The 21,233-nt window shown below is 58.5% G+C and carries 23 protein-coding genes; 12 read left to right on the plus strand and 11 right to left on the minus strand.

Annotated elements, in window-relative coordinates; all coding sequences use genetic code 11:
- Positions 1-149: 149 nt before the first annotated feature.
- Complete coding sequence (locus ACZ3HH_RS29050) at positions 150-809, plus strand: carbonic anhydrase (protein WP_465809907.1); 660 nt, start codon at positions 150-152, stop codon at positions 807-809.
- Positions 810-927: 118 nt separating this feature from the next.
- On the opposite strand, the gene ACZ3HH_RS29055 is transcribed toward ACZ3HH_RS29050, so the two are convergent.
- The 4 genes from ACZ3HH_RS29055 to glsB all read right to left on the minus strand — a co-directional run bounded on the left by ACZ3HH_RS29055 (position 928) and on the right by glsB (position 5,279).
- Positions 928-1,278 (minus strand): BON domain-containing protein, encoded by a 351-nt coding sequence (locus ACZ3HH_RS29055; RefSeq protein WP_460146386.1) that lies wholly within the window; start codon positions 1,276-1,278, stop codon positions 928-930.
- A 298-nt stretch (positions 1,279-1,576) separates the two neighbouring features.
- On the minus strand, positions 1,577-3,079 hold the full coding sequence (locus ACZ3HH_RS29060) for an aldehyde dehydrogenase family protein (protein WP_465809910.1): 1,503 nt from the start codon (positions 3,077-3,079) through the stop codon (positions 1,577-1,579).
- 84 nt (positions 3,080-3,163) lie between these two features.
- Positions 3,164-4,282 (minus strand): DUF3616 domain-containing protein, encoded by a 1,119-nt coding sequence (locus ACZ3HH_RS29065; protein ID WP_465809912.1) that lies wholly within the window; start codon positions 4,280-4,282, stop codon positions 3,164-3,166.
- Between the two features lie 88 nt (positions 4,283-4,370).
- Positions 4,371-5,279, minus strand: coding sequence for a glutaminase B (gene glsB, locus ACZ3HH_RS29070; RefSeq protein ID WP_258621718.1), 909 nt, complete (start codon positions 5,277-5,279; stop codon positions 4,371-4,373).
- 229 nt (positions 5,280-5,508) lie between these two features.
- Between glsB and ACZ3HH_RS29075 the strand changes: the two genes are divergently transcribed.
- From ACZ3HH_RS29075 to ACZ3HH_RS29100, 6 genes are all read left to right on the plus strand, one after another.
- Positions 5,509-6,138 (plus strand): ferric reductase-like transmembrane domain-containing protein, encoded by a 630-nt coding sequence (locus ACZ3HH_RS29075; protein WP_465809914.1) that lies wholly within the window; start codon positions 5,509-5,511, stop codon positions 6,136-6,138.
- Between the two features lie 210 nt (positions 6,139-6,348).
- The gene (locus ACZ3HH_RS29080; RefSeq protein ID WP_465809916.1) at positions 6,349-6,864 is read left to right on the plus strand and encodes an HvfX family Cu-binding RiPP maturation protein; all 516 of its coding nucleotides are present in this window, start codon (positions 6,349-6,351) and stop codon (positions 6,862-6,864) included.
- 47 nt (positions 6,865-6,911) lie between these two features.
- Positions 6,912-7,610, plus strand: a complete 699-nt coding sequence (locus ACZ3HH_RS29085) for a dienelactone hydrolase family protein (protein WP_465809918.1) — start codon at positions 6,912-6,914, stop codon at positions 7,608-7,610.
- 61 nt (positions 7,611-7,671) lie between these two features.
- Positions 7,672-8,859: an MFS transporter gene (locus ACZ3HH_RS29090; RefSeq protein ID WP_465809920.1), complete on the plus strand. Its 1,188-nt coding sequence runs from the start codon at positions 7,672-7,674 to the stop codon at positions 8,857-8,859.
- A gap of 289 nt (positions 8,860-9,148) precedes the next feature.
- Positions 9,149-9,310 carry a hypothetical protein gene (locus tag ACZ3HH_RS29095; RefSeq protein ID WP_465809922.1) on the plus strand — a complete coding sequence of 54 codons (162 nt, stop codon included), beginning with the start codon at positions 9,149-9,151 and terminating at the stop codon, positions 9,308-9,310.
- Positions 9,307-9,954, plus strand: coding sequence for a helix-turn-helix domain-containing protein (locus tag ACZ3HH_RS29100; RefSeq protein ID WP_465809924.1), 648 nt, complete (start codon positions 9,307-9,309; stop codon positions 9,952-9,954). The genes ACZ3HH_RS29095 and ACZ3HH_RS29100 overlap by 4 nt, the downstream gene beginning before the upstream one ends.
- Positions 9,955-10,198: 244 nt before the next feature.
- Here the strand turns inward: ACZ3HH_RS29100 and ACZ3HH_RS29105 are convergent, their stop codons facing one another.
- Together ACZ3HH_RS29105 and ACZ3HH_RS29110 are read right to left on the minus strand one after the other, a co-directional pair.
- On the minus strand, positions 10,199-10,711 hold the full coding sequence (locus ACZ3HH_RS29105) for a hypothetical protein (RefSeq protein WP_465809926.1): 513 nt from the start codon (positions 10,709-10,711) through the stop codon (positions 10,199-10,201).
- Positions 10,712-11,032: 321 nt separating this feature from the next.
- Positions 11,033-11,431 carry a DUF1801 domain-containing protein gene (locus tag ACZ3HH_RS29110; protein WP_465809928.1) on the minus strand — a complete coding sequence of 133 codons (399 nt, stop codon included), beginning with the start codon at positions 11,429-11,431 and terminating at the stop codon, positions 11,033-11,035.
- A gap of 229 nt (positions 11,432-11,660) precedes the next feature.
- Between ACZ3HH_RS29110 and ACZ3HH_RS29115 the strand changes: the two genes are divergently transcribed.
- Entirely contained in the window at positions 11,661-12,143 is a 483-nt protein-coding gene (locus ACZ3HH_RS29115) for a cupin domain-containing protein (protein WP_447790068.1), read from the plus strand.
- 18 nt (positions 12,144-12,161) lie between these two features.
- Here ACZ3HH_RS29115 and ACZ3HH_RS29120 read toward each other — a convergent pair whose 3' ends face one another.
- Together ACZ3HH_RS29120 and ACZ3HH_RS29125 are read right to left on the minus strand one after the other, a co-directional pair.
- Entirely contained in the window at positions 12,162-13,514 is a 1,353-nt protein-coding gene (locus ACZ3HH_RS29120) for a dicarboxylate/amino acid:cation symporter (protein WP_465809930.1), read from the minus strand.
- 107 nt (positions 13,515-13,621) lie between these two features.
- Complete coding sequence (locus ACZ3HH_RS29125; protein WP_465809932.1) at positions 13,622-14,677, minus strand: tartrate dehydrogenase; 1,056 nt, start codon at positions 14,675-14,677, stop codon at positions 13,622-13,624.
- Positions 14,678-14,815: 138 nt separating this feature from the next.
- Here ACZ3HH_RS29125 and ACZ3HH_RS29130 point away from each other — a divergent pair, with 138 nt between their 5' ends.
- Positions 14,816-15,739 carry a LysR family transcriptional regulator gene (locus ACZ3HH_RS29130; protein WP_063343356.1) on the plus strand — a complete coding sequence of 308 codons (924 nt, stop codon included), beginning with the start codon at positions 14,816-14,818 and terminating at the stop codon, positions 15,737-15,739.
- Between the two features lie 82 nt (positions 15,740-15,821).
- Here ACZ3HH_RS29130 and ACZ3HH_RS29135 read toward each other — a convergent pair whose 3' ends face one another.
- A complete protein-coding gene (locus ACZ3HH_RS29135; protein WP_465809936.1) occupies positions 15,822-17,102 on the minus strand; it encodes a flavohemoglobin expression-modulating QEGLA motif protein in 1,281 nt (426 codons plus the stop codon).
- Between the two features lie 326 nt (positions 17,103-17,428).
- Between ACZ3HH_RS29135 and ACZ3HH_RS29140 the strand changes: the two genes are divergently transcribed.
- On the plus strand, positions 17,429-17,791 hold the full coding sequence (locus tag ACZ3HH_RS29140) for a DUF6463 family protein (RefSeq protein WP_465809938.1): 363 nt from the start codon (positions 17,429-17,431) through the stop codon (positions 17,789-17,791).
- 20 nt (positions 17,792-17,811) lie between these two features.
- The gene (locus ACZ3HH_RS29145) at positions 17,812-18,318 is read left to right on the plus strand and encodes a GrpB family protein (RefSeq protein WP_465809940.1); all 507 of its coding nucleotides are present in this window, start codon (positions 17,812-17,814) and stop codon (positions 18,316-18,318) included.
- 97 nt (positions 18,319-18,415) lie between these two features.
- Here the strand turns inward: ACZ3HH_RS29145 and ACZ3HH_RS29150 are convergent, their stop codons facing one another.
- Entirely contained in the window at positions 18,416-19,375 is a 960-nt protein-coding gene (locus tag ACZ3HH_RS29150; RefSeq protein ID WP_465809943.1) for a threonine dehydratase, read from the minus strand.
- Positions 19,376-19,471: 96 nt separating this feature from the next.
- Between ACZ3HH_RS29150 and ACZ3HH_RS29155 the strand changes: the two genes are divergently transcribed.
- Positions 19,472-20,326: a helix-turn-helix transcriptional regulator gene (locus ACZ3HH_RS29155; protein WP_465809945.1), complete on the plus strand. Its 855-nt coding sequence runs from the start codon at positions 19,472-19,474 to the stop codon at positions 20,324-20,326.
- Positions 20,327-20,415: 89 nt separating this feature from the next.
- Here the strand turns inward: ACZ3HH_RS29155 and ACZ3HH_RS29160 are convergent, their stop codons facing one another.
- Positions 20,416-21,036, minus strand: a complete 621-nt coding sequence (locus ACZ3HH_RS29160) for a tyrosine-type recombinase/integrase (RefSeq protein ID WP_465809947.1) — start codon at positions 21,034-21,036, stop codon at positions 20,416-20,418.
- Positions 21,037-21,233: the final 197 nt, after the last annotated feature.

Consider the following 21,233-nt stretch of genomic DNA (forward strand, 5'->3'; position numbering starts at 1 on the left):
TGTGGGAGCGTGGCTTGCCCGCGAAGAACGATGACGCGTAGTACCTGAAAAACCGCGGTGCATTCTTCGCGGGCAAGCCCGCTCCCACAGGTTCTGCGTTTTAACTCACTGGCATTAGCCCCCCCTCATACATTGCAAGGAAGTCCGCCATGAAAGCCCTCATCGAAGGTTTATTGAAGTTCCAGAACGAAGCCTTTGTCCAACGTACCGACCTGTTCAAACACCTGGCCACCACCCAGCATCCCGGCACTTTGTTCATCACCTGCTCCGACAGCCGTGTGGTGCCGGAACTGCTGACCCAGCAAGAGCCCGGCGAACTGTTCGTGGTGCGCAATGCCGGCAATATCGTGCCCTCTTACAGTCCGCATCCCGGCGGTGTGTCGGCAACGGTCGAATATGCGGTCGCGGTATTGGGTGTGACTGACATCGTGATCTGCGGGCATTCGGACTGTGGCGCCATGACCGCCATCGCCCAGTGCAAATGCATGGATCACCTACCCGCCGTCAGTGGCTGGTTGCAACACGCCGAGTCGGCCAAGGTGATCAACGACGCCCGCCCTCATGCCAGCGACGCCGCCAAGGTGAGTTCGATGGTCCGGGAAAATGTCATCGCCCAACTGGCGAATATCCAGACTCACCCGAGCGTGCGTCTGGCCCAGGAAAAAGGCCTGCTGAATCTACATGGTTGGGTTTATGACATCGAGACCGGTTCGGTCGATGCTCTGGATGCCAGCCGTCGCAACTTCGTCTCGCTGGCCGAGCACCCGGACACCTGTGCGGTGTATGGTCAAGCGGTCCAGGCCGCCTGAAGGCCTCGCCCGCCCGAGCTGCGCCAGGCTTGGCGCAGTGTTACAAAGTGCGCACGCGCGCGACTACGCCCGTCCGCAGTTCCCGACCGGGAATGTGACACTCACAAGCTCGCCACTGTCATTTATCGTCAATCTTTGTAGACGATTGTGACCGACGTTCAGTGGTCTCTTCGGCATTGGGCGCTTCTGAAAAACTGCCCGGCGTGAACACGTGAGTGAGCAATTCGCTGGCGTCGATGTCGACGACTCCATGAACCGAGCGGGCCAGAGCAACAGCATGCTCACACTGCCTGTGAGTGTTGACGCGGCCGCTCAATGCCACCCTGCCCGCATGGGTTTTGACATGGACATGCAGGCCAAGGGTTGAGTCGGCCAATGCCAGGGCCGACTTCACTCTGGTGGTAATCCATGCGTCGTGAACGACCGATTCCAGATCATGAGAGTAATGTTGAAAGGAATGAAGTTTCATGGCGCAACCCTCCCTCACGTAGTCAGATGAGCGCTGTCCGTCCCCACGCAGAACACGGACACACATTAAGTATAGTGCGGCCGTTGTCTGCAGTCGGGGGACCGCCCTGATCTCGGTAAGTTAAGAAATTTGAGCGACGAAAACCCTGTGGGAGCGTGGCTTGCCCGCGAAAAATGCACCGCGGTTTTTCAGGGATTACGCGTTATCGTTCTTCGCGGGCAAGCCACGCTCCCACAGGTTCTGTGTTTTAACTCAGGCATCAGGGCTGTCCCCTCACCGGCTGTTCTGGAGTGCCGTCTCAGCGTTTGACCGACAGCTCCGTCTGCGTCATGCGGCTACGGATCGTGAACACACCATCGCCAGAGAGAATCGCGCTACGTGCAAACAAGCGACCACTCTCCCAGTTCGAAAGCCCCAGTTCCGGCTTGTTCAACGCGTACTGTCCATCGACCCAGCGGGTAATCCCGTTGCCGACAAAAGGCGCGTTGATCGCGTGGTAGAAACGCTCCTGTGCCGAGGCATCTTCACTGATCAGCGACACGGTGAATTGCGGGCTGTAGCGGTTGAACAAGGCGATGGCCCGGTCCAGGTCGTCGACGATCTTCAGGCTGACTTCCGGAGTTTCTTCCCATTCCCACTCGCGACCCAATTGATCCTCGGGCAGCGGTTCGGCCAACGCTTCGGTCTGATAGCCTTCGGCGCGGTACACCTCGACGCTCGCGGTTTGCCAATCAATTGGCAAGTGCTGCTCGCTGCCCTCGACGATATGCAACTTGCAGCCCTGGCCCCGAGCGGTGCCGGCCTGTTGCAGTGCGTCGAGAAACAGCGGCACCAGTTCGGGGGCGCGGTCGCGGTGGATCAGGCAAACGTTCAGGGTGTTGCAGACTTTGCGGTCCAGCGAGTTGCGCACCACGGCGGCAAAGCGCCGGGCATCGGCGTCCTTGTCGGCGATCAGCCACGCGCCACCGGTGCCATGCAAGCTGACCGCGGTGCCGGCCTGTTGCGCGATGCTGCCCAACTGGCTGACCGCACGTCCCGAACCACGGGCCACAGCCAATGACAGGCGCCGGTCGGCGAACATCGCCCAACCGGCGGCGTGATTGACGCTTTCCACCAGCGAAACTGCTCCGGTCGGCAATCCGGCATCAGCCAATGCAGGGTTCAATGCGTGGGTGACGATGGCCTGAGCGGTGCCCAATGCATCGCTGCCAATGCGCAGCACCGCCGTGTTACCGGTGCGCAATACACCGGCGGCGTCGGCAAAGACATTCGGCCGGCCTTCGAACACGAACGCGACGATGCCCAGCGGCGAGACCACTTGCTCGACTTTCCAGCCGTCGTGCTCGACGCAACTCACGACCTTGCCCCGCGTGGCCGGTGCATCGCGCCAGGCCCTGAGGCCGGCGATCATGTCGCCGCGCATGCGTTCATCGGCAAGCAACCGCGTGGTGGATCGCCCGCGAGCCTTGGCGCGCTCGATGTCGGCCAGATTGGCGGCCGCAATCAAGGCCCAGCATTCCGGGGTTTCCAGGCGTTGAGCAAAGTGGTCGAAGAACTTGCTGATGGCGTGATCCGAGACGCTGGACATCGCAGCGAACGCCGCTTCAGCGCGCTCGATGGCGACCGCCGCCGCTTGCTGGTCCGCCACCGGGATCAGCAGCAATTCGCCGCTGACTTGCTCTACCAGCAGATGGTCGCCAGGCTGAAAGCGCGCCGCCAGCTCGGGGCTGACGACCGTGACACGATTACCGGCAAAAGGGATCGGCGTGCCAGCAACTAGACGTTCGAGCGCAAGAGACATGAAACGGTTTCACCATGCAGGGGGACGGTCGGAAAATGTATAGCAAAATTCGCGGAGCGTCATTCACCGGGGGTGCAGTGGCGGTTACTTTTTCGCCAGTCGAAATACATCTTGCTCCAGGCGATTGCTCCCCTGTCTGCGCCACGCGGCGTTCGCGTCATAGACCACCAGCAGCAAGGGCTCTTCTACGCCGGCGGTGCTGACAAAGGTCATTCCTTCGGCATGATCGCAGCCTTTATTCTCTCCTTGCCCGTAAGGAACCTCCAGGACCGGCGTCAATTGTTCGCTGAAGACAAAACTTTCGTCTGTTGGCCTGGCGCCGTCGTGCCATCGAAATAAGCTGACAGGCCCGTCGAGGTTCATTGTCGGCCCGGCCAGGATCAACAGGTCATCACCATCGATGCATAAATCCCTGACGCCGAGTCCATCCAGCTGGAGAAAATGCTTTCGATATTTGCGCCCCTTGGGCCCGATTTTTTTCAGCGTCAGTGTGTGAGCAGCATCGGGATGGTCCTCGGGTTCGACCTCCAGAATGATTGCCCAGCCACGCAACACCGGCCCCCGCAACCCGATAAGCACACGATTGCCGTTGATCTCGAGGCCTTCGGTATCGAATCCGTTGTCCTTACCGGGGATGTGCAGAAATGCCCCCACATGCTCGTCGTCCTTGAGTTCATCGAGCAATTCGTTACCCAGTTGATTACCGGCCAACTGGGCGGCGACTCGATCATCGCTAACGGTGCTCTTCACCAAAGTGAACGTCCCGTTTTCTTCGACCACCGGAATCCGGGCCAGGAGAAAACGATTGCCATCACTGCTGACAGTTGCCAGACGCTCGGCGTTTTTCTTCAGAGACTTGGTGCTATCGGGCTTTTTCCGTTTCAGGCTGTGAGACCCCACAATCCAGAGATACCCCGTGTCGCGGTCGTAGCTCATGCCTTCCAGGTCTGCCTCAACGAATTCTTCGCCAATCGTCGGGATGACAGGTAGCGCCAACAGGGACGCCAACGGGAATTGTTTGTGCTGGTCAAACAGAAACTCGCCCGCACCGACGCGCTCACGCAAGGTGAAGCGCTCCAGGCTCAAGGATTCATCATTGGCGACCCACAGGGTGTCGCCTATCTGGACCACGGCAGACAACCCTTTGCGCAAATGAGTGTCCGGGTCATTGAAGACTAGAAGCGCGGAACCGAAATTCACCATGAAGTCACCCGCCCCTTCACCCGTTCGGGTGAGTCAAAGAATGCCTGCTTCACGGTAGCGGTCATCGAGCGCTAGTCAAGACAGGCCATCAGAACACCGACCAGCCAATCCGCTGACTCAACAATTCCAGCGCCGCCATGCCGGCCAGGGAGTTGCCGGCAGCGTTCAATTCCGGGGACCACACGCACACCGTGAATTGCCCCGGCACCACCGCAACGATGCCCCCGCCCACGCCACTCTTGCCCGGCAGACCGACGCGATAGGCAAAGTTGCCGGCTTCGTCGTAGAGCCCGCTGGTGGCCATGATCGAGTTGACTTGCTGGGTCTGGCGGGCGCTGAGGATCTGTGCGCCGCTGTGTTTGCAGAAACCGTCGTTGGCCAGGAAGCAGAAAGCCCGGGCCAGATCCACGCAACTCATGCGCAGCGCGCAATGGCTGAAGTAGCTGCGCAGCACGGCTTCGACGTCGTTATGAAAATTGCCGAACGATTGCATCAGATAAGCCATGGCCGCGTTGCGCGCGCGGTGCTGATATTCCGACTCGGCGACTTTGCCGTCCACCATGACATTCGGATTACCAGACAAACGCCGGACAAAATCGCGCATCGACAATGCCGGCGCGGCAAAACGTGACTGGTTGATGTCGCAGATCACCAGCGCACCGGCGTTGATGAAGGGATTGCGCGGGCGCCCGCGCTCGAATTCCAGCTGCACCAGCGAGTTGAACGGTTGGCCGGACGGCTCGTGGCCCAGGCGCTCCCAAATGGCTTCACCGGAATGGTCGATGGCCTGCACCAGGCTGAACACCTTGGAAATACTCTGCACCGAGAACGGCGTCTCGGCGTCCCCGACGCAAAACAACTCGCCGTCGTTGCCATACACGGCAATGCCCAACTGATTGGCCGGCACTGTGCCGAGCGCGGGAATGTAGTCAGCCACTTTGCCCTGACCGATCAACGGTCGGACTGCGTCAAGGATCTCGTTCAACAGCGCTTGCATGCCGGGTTCCGAAGTCTCGCCCCATGGGATTGCGGGGACACTGTCGCTAGACGCCCCAAGTCGGCACCGGATCACAGTTTTGTACGGGAATGTATCTGTCGCGGCCCGGGATACACCAACTTGCATCGGGCGACTTTTCAGACACACCGACCATACACCCGGTTGAAATACTTCTGTCGTCCGCTGACCACCGGCAAAACCGGGTCGGCCCTTGCTCAGGAGTATTGTCATGATGACCCAGGTTCCCCGTTACCACGGTTGGTCGCTGTTTGGCCTGCTGTCCTTGCTGGTGCTGTTGATGACCGGCCTGATTCTGCTGCTGAACCCGGACATGGTGGAAGCCACTCGCAGCGCCATTCGCGCCACGGCACGCACTTCGTTTGCACTGTTTCTCGCCGCGTTCACCGCGTCCGCTTTCGCCGTGCTGGTGCCTTCGCCTTTCACTCGATCGCTGGTGCGCGAGCGACGCTTCATTGGCATGGCCTTCGCGTTTTCCCACCTGGTGCACGCCATCCTGATTTACAGCTATGGCCAACTGAACCCCGAGTTCTGGCCCGGCCGCACCACGGTTGGCAACATCCCGGGTTCAATCGGTTACCTGTTCATCCTGCTGATGGCGCTGACCTCGTTCAAAACCACGGCGCGGCTGATCGGCCCCAACGCCTGGAAAGCCCTGCACGTCAGCGGCATGTGGGTGCTTGCGGCGGTGTTCACTTATTCCAACTTCAAACGAATCCCAATGAGCGCCTGGTACGTCCTGCCGTTCGGCCTGATGTTTTCGGCAATCGTCATTCGGCTGCTGGGCAAGATTGCGTTGAAGTACAAACGGTCGGCCAGAAGCACTCTTTTGACCGAATGAAATCTCCAGAACACCAACAATCCCCCTGTGGGAGCGATCTGTGGCGAGGGGGCTTGCCCCCGTTGGGTCGCGAAGCGGCCCCGGCATTTCAAAGTTAAACCGCATGTAACGGGTTTACGACTGCTTCGCAGCCGAACGGGGCGATGCGGCGTTCCGACAAGCCCCCTCGCCACAGTCCGCTCCCACAATGAATCCCCGGAGCTCAAGCCCATGAACACTTCTCTCTCATCGGCCATCAAAGGCCTGCACCTGAACCTCGACCGTGCCGGCAGCTGGATCGCGTCCCTGACCTTGCGGGTGTTTCTCGCATGGGAGTTTTTCGAATCAGGCCTGGAAAAATGGAACGGTCAGAACTGGTTCGCCGACATCCAGAACAACTTCCCGTTTCCCTTCAACCACGTGCCGGCCACGCTGAACTGGAAACTGTCGATGTGGGCCGAATTGATCTGCGCCCTCGCCCTGCTGGTGGGCCTGGGAACGCGGGTTTCGGCGGTTATTCTGACTGTGGTCACGATCGTTGCGACCGCTGCCGTTCACTGGCCGACCGATTGGTCTACCCTGAGTGAACTTGCGCAGGGTTATGCCATCAGCAATAAAGGCCATGGCAACTTCAAACTGCCGCTGATCTACCTCGCAGCCCTCATGCCGTTGTTGCTCTCGGGGGCCGGCAAACTCAGCGTGGACGCGCTGTTGGCTCGATACTTCTGGCGGCGCAGTCTCCGCTGATACGCCAGCGTCTCGATAACCCACCCAACTTATGTAAAGGAGCCATCATGAGCGTGACCACCCAATGGATCGAGATCACCAGCGCCGAAGGCACCTTCGGCGCTTACCTGGCCATTCCCCATACCCGTAAAGGTCCGGGGATTGTGCTGATTCAGGAAATCTTCGGTGTTAACGAGCACATCCGCTCGGTCGCCGAGCAATACGCCGCCGACGGCTACCTGGTGATAGCGCCGGATCTGTTCTGGCGCAACGGCCACCGTATCGAACTGGGTTACGACGAAGCCGGCTGGAAACGCGCCGTCGAATTGATGAACGCCACCGATACCAAAAAAGCGCAGGCCGACATCAAACTGGCCATCGACACCCTGAAGACGCATACCGGGCTGGACGGCAGAATCGCGTCCATCGGTTTCTGCTTCGGCGGCATGCTGTCGTACAACACCGCGGCCAACGGTTTCGTGGATGTAGCGATCGCCTACTACGGCGGCGGCATTCAGAACCAACTGGATCGGGCCGGTGAAATCAAGGTGCCGATGCTGATGCACTTCGGCGAACAGGACAGTCACATCCCCATCGACGCCGTGAAGCAAATCGCCGAGCGTTTCGAGTTCAACGACGACGTCGATATCGAGGTTTATCCGGGAGCCGAACACGGCTTCAACTGCTCGCACCGTGACAGTTATAACCAGCGGGCGGCGGTCGAGGCACATGGCAATACGTTGCTCTTTTTGAGTCAGAATCTTTAAAGCCTGATCGCTGGGGTTGGCGACATAAACAATTGGTGAGCATTCAATCCCGGAAACCAGCATGGACAACCTCTCAAAACCCGGATCGGCCTCGCTGCGTATTCCCTCCATGGTCTGGGCCCTGGGCTTTGTCAGCCTGTTCATGGACCTGTCTTCAGAGCTGGTGCACAGCCTGCTGCCGGTGTTTCTGGTCACGACGTTGGGCGCGAGCGCATTGACCGTCGGAGTGATCGAGGGCATCGCCGAGGCGACCGCAATGCTGACCAAGATCTTCTCCGGCGCCATCAGTGACTTCATCGGCCGGCGCAAAGGCTTGCTGTTGATGGGCTACGGTCTGGCCGCCTTGTCAAAGCCGCTCTTTCCCCTCGCGCACTCGGTCGATGTGGTGTTCACCGCGCGTTTTCTGGATCGCATCGGCAAGGGCATTCGTGGCGCGCCGCGAGATGCGTTGGTTGCCGATATCGCACCCGCCGAAATCCGTGGTGCCTGCTTTGGCCTGCGCCAGTCGATGGACACCGTGGGCGCCATTCTGGGTCCGACTCTGGCCATCGTGCTGATGCTCTGGCTCGGGCAGATCCATCTGGTGTTGTGGTTTGCGGTGATCCCGGCGGTGATATCGGTGGCGCTGATTGTCGGCGGGGTAAAAGAACCGACCGCTGCCGCTGGCGAACGCACCTTTCGCTCGCCTATTCACTGGAAGGTTCTGCGGGATTTTTCTCGTGATTACTGGTGGGTGGTGATCGTCGGCGGGCTCTTCACACTGGCCCGTTTCAGCGAGGCTTTTCTGGTGTTGAAGGCGCAACAAACAGGCCTGACGGCCACTTGGGTGCCGATGGTGATGGTGGTCATGTCGCTGCTCTATGCCGTGTCCGCCTACCCGGCCGGCTGGTTGTCCGACCGGATCAGCCGCACCAAAGTGCTGTGTGTCGGCATAGTCCTGCTGATTCTGGCGGACCTGTTATTGGCGCAAGCGGATTCGATCATGACCATGCTGGCGGGCGTGGCGCTGTGGGGCCTGCACATGGGCTTCAGCCAAGGGATTCTCGCGACGCTGATCGCCGACACCGCGCCCGAACATCTCAGGGGCACGGCGTTCGGCCTGTTCAATCTGATCAGTGGCGTGTGCCTGTTGATCGCCAGCGTGCTCGCCGGCGCGCTGTGGGAGACCTCGGGCTCGGCCAGCACCTTCATTGTCGGGGCGGTGCTGGCGGCTGCGGCGCTGCTGTTGCTTCTGCTACGTAGGCCTTAGTCCATAGCCGCTGCAAATCCTCGATCAACGCGTCGACATTGCCTTGGGCACTTCGCCGGTGTGGTGGATCTGCTCGGCGCAGTAAGATCTACGCTTTGCCAGAGGGATTCGGCCCAACACGGTGAACCCGCTGGTGCGTCGGGCCTATGTGTTGATAAGAAGCAGCTTTGACGTCGCAATCAATAAGAACCAAATAGAATTAATAAATACAAAATAAGTATTTATAGTTATAAAAATATCCACGTACTCTCAGCTCATCCCGTCATTGATCACCACAGTGAAGTGCCCCATGAATCCGACAGACAACCTCATCGACTTCGCCAGTTACCGCAAACGCAAACAGGCTCAGCATCGGGCACGGGCCATGTGGGAGATGTATGCACGTAACGCTGGTTTACAGGCCTATCAATGGGTCAAGGCCACCCATTCGACCGAGACCCGTCACGCATGAACGCGCAGCAACCCTCGCGATTTCTGGCGAGCGCAGACGAGCCCGTGACGGACTTGAATAATCTGGAGCCACTGGAAGAAGACCCGAACTGTGAGCGAGTCGCACAGAACCTGCAACGGCTGCGGGGCAAGCGTCACTTGTCCCTCGATGCGCTGGCCCGGCAATGCGGTGTGAGTCGGGCCATGCTGGCGCAGATCGAGTCCGGACGCAGCGTGCCCTCCATCAAAGTGCTGTGCAAAATTGCCAAAGGCCTGAAGGTCTCGGTGGCCGCCTTTCTTGAGCATCGGGCCTTTGAAGGTGTGGCCGTGCTGTCGGCACGTGAGAGCAAACGCCTGGTCAGCGCCAATGGAGCCTTCATCAGCCGCGCCCTGTTCCCGTTTGACGTGGCACGCCAATCGGAATTTTACGAACTGCGCCTGAGCCCGTTGGGCGAAGACCACAGCGAGGGGCATGGCCCCGGTGTTCAGGAGAATCTGGTGGTGTCGCAGGGCGTGCTGGAGATCAGCGTCAACGATGAACGTTACCTGCTGTCTACCGGCGACTCGATCCTGTTCTACGCCGACCAGCCCCACCGCTATCGCAACCCGGCCGACAGTGAGGCAGTGGCGTATCTGGTGGTGACGTACCCGGAACGCCTGGATTAAACACCTGAAAGAGCAATGAACATCCAATGTTGGAACGGGCTTGTGTGGCGAGGGAGCTTGCTCCCGCTGGACTGCGCAGCAGTCCCCTCTTTTTGGAGATAAAGGGGGGCCGCTTCGCGACCCAGCGGGAGCAAGCTCCCTCGCCACACAGGACCGCCTCCACAGGGAGTCTTTCGGTGTCTGCCAGAATGAAAAAGCCCCCGTAACCGTAAGGTCGCGGGGGCTTTTTTTGTGTTGTCAGGGATCAGCAGGTGCAGCACATCAGCGGCATGCCGTTGCAGCTCATCATCATCGGCATGCTGCAATCGTTCATCATTTTCATCATCAAATCGCAGCAGCTTTTCATCATGTCCATGTTCATGCCGGCCATCGGCATGATTTTGCACATCATGCAGTCAGCCATCATCGTGCATTCCATCACGCACTTCATCGACGGCACCGGCATGCCCATCATCGGCATTGGCATCATCATGTTCATCATCGGCATGGCCATGCTCGCCTGGGACATGCACATCATGCTCATGTTGCCGCAGTGCATCATCATCGGCATGCCGCAGTTCATCATCATCTGCATCATTTCAGCGCTGTTCTTGAACATGGCCATGTCCATACCAGCGGCCGGCATCATTTTGCACATCATGCCGTCGTCCATCATTTCGCAGCTCATGGTCGCCATCATCATCGGCATGCCCATCATTGGCATCATCGGCATGTTGGCGTTCATCATCGGCATTGGCATCTGCATGGCGTTCATCATGGTGTAACTCCCTAAGCGATTCGATAGTTGGACGAAGCTGATGGGGCGGATTCTAAGGACTGGCGAAGGGACGACAAGATGATGGCCAAGCAGCAGGATTTGATGTTGAAACCGATTTAGTGGCGTGGTCGGGACGTCGCCGTCTGCTATAGCGGCTACAGCGTCTTCATCACAGACAGAAACAAAACGAAGACGTGGTTTTAGCAGTTACGGATATTCGACCCAGCGCTATATAAATAACCGAAAGAAATAATCGATCTAAACAGTGCCGATTTTTTATCCGACAGCTCTGGAATCGATCAGTTAGCTGTATAGAACAATTTACGTCGACGTATTGAGCGCCACAGCTGCACGAATCAGCGTCTTCAACGCGGCTTCATCAATCCTGTCGCCCTCATGGAGATCGATGGCACGTCGGGTGTTGCCGTCGAGGCTGGCGTTGAACAGACCTGAAGGGTCCTCCAGCGCGGCGCCCTTGGCGAAGGTCATCTTCACCGCATTCTTGTACGTCTCGCCGGTGCAGATAATGCCGGCGTGCGACCACACCGGAACTCCTCTCCACTTCAACTCCTCGACCACGTCGGGGTCGGCCTGCTTGATAAGGGCCCGAACCCGAGCGAGCGTCTCGCCCCGCCAGTCATTCAGCGCCTGGATTTTCGCCTCTATCAACTCAGAGGGAGAGCCTCCCTCCTCGTCTTCCTTTGTGTCGATCTTCTTCATGATGGTTGTCACTCCTCAGGGTGGTCATCACGTTGCGCCGGCAGAGCCGAGCTAGTCCACAGTACATACCTGTTCGTTATAGCACTGTTCACAATGGGTATATCCGCGCTCCAGCATTCGGCTACCGTCATCGTATACGACTTGATCATGCAGGCTCTGCACCTGTGTGTTGAAGCGATGTTTGCCTCTGTTGCGATACACCCACAGCCCCAGACACGAGGAAACCCTGATGAGCGCCCACAAAGCTGTCGCTGTTTTGCTGGCCTTGCTCAGCGCAGCCTCCTTGGGATCTACCGCCTTGGCCGAGGAAACAGGTTTTATTGCCGCCACCTCATCCGAACTCCAGTGGAAAGCCGCTCCGGCTGTGGGGCCCGGCGCAATGATTGCAGTGATTGAAGGAAATCTGAAAGCCGCCGAACCCTTCACCCTGCGCTTGAAGCTGCCAGCAAATACAAAAATCGGCGTGCATACCCATCCTGTGACCGAACGCGTAACCGTAATCTCGGGCATCTTCTACTTCGCCACCGGAGATAAATTCGATCCGGCACGTGCCAAGGCCTATCAACCGGGTGACACCCTGATCATTCCCGTCGGAATGTCGATGTACGGCGCCAGTCGAGAACAGGAAACCGTACTCCAACTCCACGGCACGGGGCCTTGGGGGATCACCTACGTCAACCCGGCGGACGACCCCAGGAACAGCAAAATGTAGCGTCCCTCCCCAGAAATATCACCCCTGAGAAACGCTTTTGAAATCCGGCAACCGGGTACTGGTCGTCGATGAAGGGACAGCAATAATGTCCGCTTGAACCCTCTCGCGCGTCTCCTCTACGCCCTCCCCGTTAAGCGCTTTGTGCATCTTTACCGTGTCCAGCGCCCCCACCCATTTGGCAATGGCCATTGTCCCGACGCCGTTGCCGATGGTGTTGGTGATCGCGCGCGCTTCCGACATGAACCGGTCGACGCCCAAGAGCAGCACCATGCCCGCCACCGGAATGGTGCCGAGGGACGATAACGTTGCCGCCAGAATAATGAATCCAGAACCGGTCACCCCCGCCGAGCCTTTGGATGTGAACATCAGCACCGCCAGTACGATCAACTGATCAGTCAGGGTCAGCGGGGTGTTCGTTGCCTGCGCGATAAAGATGGCAGCGATGGTGTAGTAGATCGCCTGGCCATCCGGGTTAAAGGTCAAGCCCGAGGGAATGATCATCCCGGCAACGGGTTTGGAAACACCGGCCTTTTCCATCTTGGAAATCATTTGCGGCAGCACCGACTCCGAAGAGCTGGTGCCCAGTACGGTGAACAGTTCTTCCTTGATGAATTTCAGAAACTTCCACAGGCTGAAACCGCTGTAGCGGCAGATCGGCCCGAGCACGAAGATCACGAACACCGCGCAGGTCAGGTACACGCAAGCCATCAGTTTGCCCAAGGAGAACAGCGAGCCGAAGCCGTATTTGCCGATGGTGAAGGCAATCGCTCCGAAAGCGCCAATGGGGGCCAGACGCATCACCATGTTGACGATACGAAACATCCCCTGCATCAGACTATCCAGCGTGTCGACGAACACCTTAGCGCGTGGTCCGACATGCGCCAGGGCAACACCCAGCAGAATGGAGAACAGTAATATTTGCAGAACGTTGCCCTTGGCAAAGGCATCTACGATGGTGTCGGGGATGATGTTCATCACAAAATCCATGAACGACGCATGCTTCACCGCCGTGGTGTAGGTGGCCAGGCTGGACGTATCCAGCGAGGCGACATCAATGTTCATGCCCGCGCCGGGTTTGAACACATCGACCACGACCAGGCCGACCACCAGCGCCAGCGTGGAGACCACTTCGAAATAGAGCAGCGCACGAAAGCCGACACGCCCCAACTCTTTCATGTTCTCCATACGTGCAATACCCGTCACCACCGTGAGGAAGATTACCGGTGCGAGCAGCATTTTGATCAATTTGATGAACGCGTCGCCCAAGGGTTTGAGCGCTGTTCCGGTTTCGGGAACGAACACCCCCACAATGGCGCCGAGGATGACTGCGATGAGCACTTGTACGTAGAGTTTGCCAAATATTCTTTTCATGACAGGGCCCTGATTTTTTATTGTTGTCAGGAAATGCCAAGGGGTCGGACTCAGTGATCCGCCCCTTGGCGTTGTGCCGCAGTACTACTTTGAATCGCTGGAAAATTTCAGCGGTTGATCAAGGCGATGACGGCATCGGTGATCTGCCGGGTGGTGGCGTTACCGCCGAGATCCGGGGTATGCAGACCGCTTTCAGTCACCGCTTCGATGGCCGACATCAACTGCTTCGCAGCGGCTGGCTCGCCCAGGTGCTCGAGCATCATCGCCGCTGTCCAAAACGTCGCGATCGGGTTGGCGACCCCCTTGCCAGTGATGTCGAAGGCCGAGCCGTGGATCGGTTCGAACATCGAGGGGAATTTGCGTGAGGGGTTCAGGTTGGCGGTCGGCGCAATGCCCAGGCTGCCGGACAATGCGGCGGCCAGATCGGACAGGATGTCGGCGTGCAAGTTGGTGGCGACGATCACGTCCAGCGTCGACGGTTTAAGCACCATGCGCGTGGTCACGGCGTCGACCAGTTCCTTGTCGATCTTCACATCCGGAAAATCCTTGGCGACCTCGTAGAAAATCTCGTCCCACAACACCATGCCGTGACGCTGAGCGTTGGATTTGGTGACCATGGTCAGGTGCTTGCGAGGACGGCTCCGGGCCAGTTCGAAGGCGAAACGGTGAATACGCTCGACCCCGGCACGAGTGAACACGGACACTTCCGTGGCGACCTCTTCAGGCAGGCCCCGGTGAACGCGACCGCCGTTGCCGGAGTACTCGCCCTCGGAGTTTTCACGCACTACGACCCAATCGATTTGATCACCATTGAGCAGCGGGCTTTTTACCCCTGGCAATACGCGAGCCGGGCGCACATTGGCGTATTGGTCGAAGCCTTGGCAGATCGGCAGACGCAGGCCCCACAGGGAGATGTGATCCGGTACGTTGAGCGCACCGACAGCACCAAAGAAAATAGCGTCGAATGTTTTCAGCTCTTCCAGGCCACCTTCCGGGATGTAGTAGCCGTTTTTAAGGTAGTTATCCGAGTTCCAGTCGAAGTGTTTGAAATCCAGTTCGAAACCGGATTTCTTCGACAAGGCTTGCAGTACCTCGACGCCTGCGGCGATCACTTCAACACCGATACCATCACCTGGCACCGCAGCAATTTTGTATGCGCTCATTGGTCAACCCCACTCTCGTTACGTTCTTGTTGTTCCCGTCGGACCGGACTGTCCAAGCGGTGTGTGAACGGAGTATATGTAGTGAGCAAATGAGCGTGAGTTACTCCAAATCACTACATAGATGAATTTGAGTTACCAATGAGCCAGACACTGGATTTGTCTTTTTTCTACCTGCTGGCCAACAAGGGCAGCCTGGCGGCGACGGCTCGAGAGCTGGGCGTAACACCGCCGGCGGTGAGCAAACGCCTGACCGCGCTGGAAGCACGACTAGGCATCCGCCTGGTCAACCGCACCACGCGCTCAATGAGTCTGACCTCGGAAGGTGAACTGTATTTTTCCCATGCCGCCCGCATCCTGACGCAGATCGATGAGGTCGAGCAGTTGCTCAGCAGCAGCCGGGCAACCCCTAAAGGCCTGATTCGCGTCAACGCGTCGCTGGGCTTCGGTCGGCGCTACATCGGCCCCGCATTGGGTGCATTCTTCGCGCAGTACCCGGAGGTGGAAATCCAGCTGGAAATCAGCGATCACCCGCTGGATCTGGCGACTCACGGGTTTGACCTGGGCATTCGTTTCGGCACCCTGCCGGACGCGGCCTTCCATGCCCGCAAGATCGCATCCAATCGCCGCCTGCTATGCGCCTCGCCGCTGTACCTGGAAAAACATGGCGTGCCGCAACGTTTGGCGGATTTACAACAACACAACTGCATCTTCCTGAGACAAAACGAAACGCCCTACGGCGTGTGGAGCTTCACCAACGGCGGGCGCACGCAAAACATCAAAGTGCGCGGCGCGTTAGGCTGCAACGACGGTGAAGTGGCCCTGAATTGGGCGCTGGAAGGTTACGGGATTCTGCTTCGAGCCGAATGGGACATCGCCCGTTACGTGCGCAGTGGGCGCTTGCGCCTGGTACTGGAGGATCAGACACCGACCCGCGCCGATGTCTATGCCGTTTACCCGCAACAGTTGCACCTGTCGGCGCGAGTGCGCAGCCTGATCGATTTTCTGGTCGAGCGCTTCAAGCACATCGATCATCTGGACGAACCGGAATCTTCGCTCGACTGATTAGTGTTGGCTGAGGGTAGCGTTCGGCCTGGAGCGGACACACCTGCCTGTTATGTAAATGCGAGCGGCACAGGAGCAGCCTTCAAGCCAAGGCACTGGCATCGGCTTCATGCTCGTCTGCGAAGGCCATGAGCACCTCCAGATCGAGCACATCCAATTTGATCTGGGCGATAAAGGCCGAGAAGGCAAGATTAGCGGCGAGCCGACGCAGATCGGCGGCCCAGGCCGGGATATGAACCGGCCCCTGGAGCCAGCCGGACTCGAAGAGCGGAGCCAAACGAACGGTATCACCCAGACTGAGGCGCCCGGCGAACAGATGGCCCACCAGTTCCGGGCGGTTGTCGCGGATCGCGATGCGCAGCAGGGTATGGACGCCGAGCAAACCGGTCAGGTAGGCGGCATCCTTGGTGAATGCCGAACCACCGTGCAGGTCGGCGCCGCGAAAAACCCGTTGGGTTGAGCGGAAGGACTCCTCTTGCGACTGACCGGCCGCGAGAAAACCTTCGAATACCTGGATGAAATCGGCGCCATCCAGCGCCTGCTGGACCGCGAGCACGCGCAGGGCGAGGCGGCGCAGGCGGTTGATGTCCATGCTGCCGGTGAACAGCTCGGCCAGGGTGGCAATGCCCTCCTGAGTCTGGGTGGTGCGTGGCGCCCCCAGGCCCAGGCTTTTCAGGTTGGGTTGGAGCGCGCCGTTTTGTGCCGTGGCGACATGCACGAAAGCCTCATGCTGCAATAACTGGCTCTTGTCCAGTTCCGAGAACAAGGCGCTGGCACGCAAACGGATGCGGCTCGACCCGGCGATGGCTTTGGCGGCGAGGGTGGGATCGAGCACGACCGTGATCCGGCCCGGGCCGAAGAAGCTGTCCAGTTCCGGCTGCATCCAGGCGGCGAAGGTTTCAGCCGGAATTTCGGCCGGGCTCGGTGGAATCCGGGCACCGCCCAGAAGCGCGTCGGTGGTCTTGAGAAAGAATTGGGCCGCGTCCAGCATGCTCAGCTTCAGGCGTGGGTAATAGAAGTCCGGGCGCCGGTACAGCGCAGACGAATACTGAGTGAAAGCAGGTGTGCCAATGGCACCCAGCATGCGCCCGGCCGTGGCATAGCTACGCGCCGTCATGGCGAGGTAGCGCCCGGCCGGATGCCCCTCATCGCAGCGGTCGGTAAAGGCCTCCAGGGCGGCGATGTCCGCGCTGTGCTCGCGCGGGAGCAGCTCGACCCTGGGCAGTTCTGCATGCCCGGCACGCCAACGCGCCAAAAATACTTCCTCGACCCCATCCGGCCAGGCCAGGGCATCCAGCACGCGGATCTTACGGGCCAAACCGGGCAAAGCGGCATCGAGTTCGGACAGAGCAGCGGCGCTCACAGAAATCTCCTTGGGAGACGAGGGTCAGTGCAAAAAGTCTAGTCGCTGTCCAAGCATGGCGTTGCAACAGGTCGAGTCTGAACCAGGCTTTTTCTGTGTTCTTCGGTCCCCCCCTTCAGCAGTCGCTACCTACCTCTCCGGCCCAGCAAGTCTCCAGGCGGCCTGCTCCGCAGCTTTGAGTCATCAAGTATTTACGGCTGGCGCGCCATCGGTGACGCAGCCTAACATGCCGCTCAAGCCGCTCGCTGAGCTCGCTCGGGACCGGCTAAAGACGGCCCCAAACGTTAGGCACTTATCCAACCTTACCGTTTCGGAGCAAATAAAATATGTCAAACATCGTCGCATGGACGCTGTTCGCCTTGGGCGCCTTCCATATTCCATTCGGTATTATCAAGTTCAAAACAGCATTCGCCGCCGCTGTAGACTCTGGCTTTATTGACCAGTTCAGAGCGCACGAGGATCGGCGTACTGCCCTCTGGTTTACCCTGCTGGGGCCGCTTTTTATGCTCGCAGGACATACAGCGATTCACGCCGTAGCAGTTAGCGATCTCGCGCTACTTAAAATTGTTGGCATCTATGTGCTGATGATCTCGATCATTTGCGTCATTGCTGTTCCAAAATCGGGGTTCTGGGCAACGCTGCTGGTTTCTCCGCTGATCATCGCGGCAGGGTATGGCTTGTACGCCTGACAAACGGTAGGAAGAAGCACATGGCGCTAACCAGCAAGATTTCCCCCTACGACAGTAGATGGCCCGCGCTCTTCGCTAGTGCCAAAGAGCAGATCGCGAAGGCGTTTGGCACTGAGCTTGTTGCCATCCATCATGTTGGAAGTACCGCCGTTCCCGGGCTTGCAGCCAAGCCAGAGATCGACCTCCTGGTCGAGGTTGCGGAGCATCGAAACGAATCCTCCCGAGACAATGTCATGCGCGAACTAGGGTACGCACGGGGAAGCGATCTGTCGGCAGGACACCATTTTTATCGTCGCGATGTTGATGGTGTGCGAACACATAAGGCCCACGTTTGTATCACCGGCCACGGTCAAATCGAAAGAATGCTCCGTTTTCGTGACCTGCTCAGGGACGCCCCTGTGATTCGCCAGCAGTATCAAGACTTAAAACTTGAACTGGAAGCAAGCAACACCGGCGGCATAGGTGAATATCTGGCACAGAAAGCACCGTTTATCGACGGGCTTATGGGGTCCCAGTCTCAAACTTGATTTTCCTGAACCCTGTCACAGGCTGTTCCAGTCAGCGTTAGTTCAGATCAGAAACAGAGTTGAAGCTCTGGCCACGTCGCGAGGCGGGTTGGAGTAATCAGCTCGCAATCACGCTCGCATACACCGACCGGTCAACATTCCCGCCGGACAGAATCACAGCCACCTTTTTACCCCGCATCATTTCACGCTCCTGAATGAGCGCTGCCAGCGCTGCCGCGCCTGCCCCTTCAGCGAGGTTGTGGGTATCGGTGTAATACACGCGCATGGCCTCGGCAATCTCGCCCTCGCTGACAGAGACGATTCGCGCCGAAGCGGCCCCGTAGATGGCGAAGGCATCGGGAACTGGCTTACGCACGGCCAAGCCATCAGCAAAGGTATTTGCCGAAGCGGTCTCGCATATTGCCCCAGCTTCAAATGATAACTTCGCCGCCGCTGCCTCTTTGGAAACCACGCCCACCACGTGGGTGTTCAGGCCCAGCACATCGCGGGCGGCGATCACCCCGCAAATCCCCGATCCACAGCCAATCGGCACGTAGACGGTATCCAGATCCGGCGCAGCGATGAACAGTTCCAGCGCATACGTGGCCACACCTTTGACCAACTCGGTGTGGAACGGCGGCACCAGGTAGAGGTCATGCACCTGTGCCAGACGCGCGGCCTCTTCACGGGCCTCATCGAAATCGCGACCACACTCAACCACTTCGCCGCCAAAGCCGCGCATGGCATTGTTCTTCTCTAGCGAATTACCTTCCGGCACGACAATCAAAGCCCTCAAACCCAGCGTGCTTGCCGCCAACGCCAGGCTCTGACCATGGTTGCCGCGCGTAGCGGAGACAATGCCCTTCACGCTTGGGTGTTCGCGCCGCAGCCAGTGCAAGAAGGTAATGCCACCCCGCACTTTGAAAGCGCCTGTAGGTGTGTGGTTTTCGTGTTTGACCCAGACAGTGCAACCTAACCGCTCAGCCAGCAACGGCCAAGGGTATTGGGCGGTGGCAGGCATGACTTGGTATACGTGGCGGGCAGCTTGTTCGAGATCGTCGCGAGTCAGTTTATGCATGAGTTGTCTTCCTGAGGCTTTTCCCAGTCTAGGCATGGGCTCGTCACGCCGGCTTTCAAAAAACTGACCTGACTTTTACGCCCCCTCTTCACTACTATGGTGTTCATGAGCCTTCGAAACCGTCTGCAGCCCTCGCTCGTACCTGAACCGATTCGTCGTGTCGAGGCCGGGCCGTGGGCGATCGAATTGCTACCCGGCGCCGCCTACGCGACCCGATATGTAGCGACCCAAGCGGTGATTGGCTTTGCCTTCGACAGCCAACGAGGCTTGCACGCCATTGGCAGCGACCGAGTGCGCCCCTTCGATGCCATGCCCAATGGACTGGCGTTCGTCCCCGCTGGCTGTGATGTGTTGTCCGAGTCCCCCAAGGGCGGTGAATACCTGCGCGTCATGCGCACCGACGGTATTTCATTGCTGGGTGACCGGGCATTCAACAATCGCATTGATAAGCTAGCCGTTAACCTCGCCCTGAGAATTCGCCGCGCGCTGTTGCAGGCCTCCGTGGAGGACGACTGTGAAGCCTGGGCACTCGCATTGGCTGAACGGGCGGAGTGCATCGAAACGTCGTCGGCGCCGCCCCAAGGCTCTATAACCGGCAGCCGGATGCGCCTGCTCGATGAATTCATAGATGCTGGCCTCGACGGACCACTGGGTATACAGGCAATGGCGGGGTTGCTTGAATTGTCCGAAGGTTATTTCATGCGCGCATTCAAGAACGCAACGGGCAAGAGCCCTCATAGCTATCTAATCGACCGACGCCTGGCCAAGGCCCGAGCATCGATGAGCGATTCGACCTCCAGCCTGTCGGAGATCGCACTCACCTGCGGCTTTAACTCCCAAGCGCACATGACGACCACTTTCAAACAACGCCTTGGAGTCAGTCCAGCGCAATTGCGAAGGCGTTCGACGTACGGTCAAAGCCAGGTTATTGGCCGTTTGCCATTTGGTTGAGGACCCGCTATTGGCCAACTCCTGCCCGCCACGACCGACCGGTTTGGGTCGGATAGCGACGGTCTGGCCCAGGCCGTCGCAGTGGACGATTAGACCTCTGTCTGCCCTGCCATTTCTAGAGCATCATCTAACTCGATGCCCAAGTACCTGACAGTGCTTTCGAGCTTCGTATGACCAAGCAAGAGTTGGACTGCTCTCAAGTTCTTTGTCCTGCGATAGATCAACGATGCCTTGGTTCGCCGTAGCGTGTGAGTACCGTACATCGTCGGGTCAAGTCCAATGGCTGTTACCCATGCTTTGACTATTCGAGCGTATTGTCTGGTGGAGAGATGATCTGAGCCATGCAACCGGGTCGGGAACAGGAAGTCCTCACTGCGAGGATGGGCCTGATGCATCCAAGCCTCCAGAACCGTTCGTGTTTGCTCAGTAATTTCAAACTGCACTGGATGCTGAGTTTTCTGCTGCATCACGATGGCCCGTGACGACACATGCTCCCCATGCGCAATGTCTCGTAGTCGCAGCTTGGTTAAGTCACAGGCGCGCAGTTTGCTGTCGATGGCCAAGTTGAAGAGAGCCAGATCCCGTGTCTTCTCCGCGAGTTGGAGTCTGACCCGGATGGCCCAGATATCTCTGACTCGGAGCGGGGCTTTCTGCCCTACAAGCTTTCCCTTGTTCCAAGGCTGATGGCGATATGAAGCAATAGTGCTCATGACTTGTCCTCCAGGTTGAGGGAGGACAAGGGTGGATCAGTCACAGTGCGTGGTGGTTGCTAACCGACCCAAATCGGTTAGTCGTGCCAGGCAGAAAACGACCTGAAGCTGCCCGTTGAATGTAACCGTCCGCCAAAGTCACCTACCCGATCCCCGCGATAAGGGCGATGTTCTCCACTTAAAAATACGTGGACACT

The sequence above is a fragment of the Pseudomonas sp. PME37.24/025 genome (genome assembly GCF_055556615.1).